Annotated in this window: 1 rRNA gene; it reads left to right on the top strand. The window is 46.0% G+C overall.

What is annotated here, in order from left to right:
* Window positions 1-119 (top strand): 16S ribosomal RNA (locus G3N93_RS41320); the annotation flags it as partial.
* Window positions 120-398: the final 279 nt, after the last annotated feature.

Genomic DNA, 398 nt, shown 5'->3' with positions numbered 1-398 from the left:
TTTTACCAGAAGTGGCTAGTCTAACCGCAAGGAGGACGGTCACCACGGTAGGATTCATGACTGGGGTGAAGTCGTAACAAGGTAGCCGTATCGGAAGGTGCGGCTGGATCACCTCCTTTCCAGAGCTTCTCGCAAAGTTGAGCGCTCACGCTTATCGGCTGTTGATAAAGACAGAAAGACTGTCTGTTAGCGGTTTAATCGGTTATAATGCCGGCCGCTTTCGATAATCATCAATGACAAACATTCGAATGAAGTTTGGTTCGAGTTTTTCTCATTGGCGATTGAGCCAGTCAGATGATATGAGTAAAACCATATCGGCTGTCGTTCTTTAACAATCTGGAAGAAGTAAGTAATTTGGATAGCGGAAGCGTCTTGAGATGGACGTGAAAACTATCCGG

This window comes from Burkholderia sp. Se-20378, assembly GCF_017104665.1.
In the GTDB taxonomy this organism is placed as follows: Bacteria; Pseudomonadota; Gammaproteobacteria; order Burkholderiales; family Burkholderiaceae; genus Burkholderia; species Burkholderia lata.
This window is presented reverse-complemented; position numbering and strand designations above follow the sequence as displayed.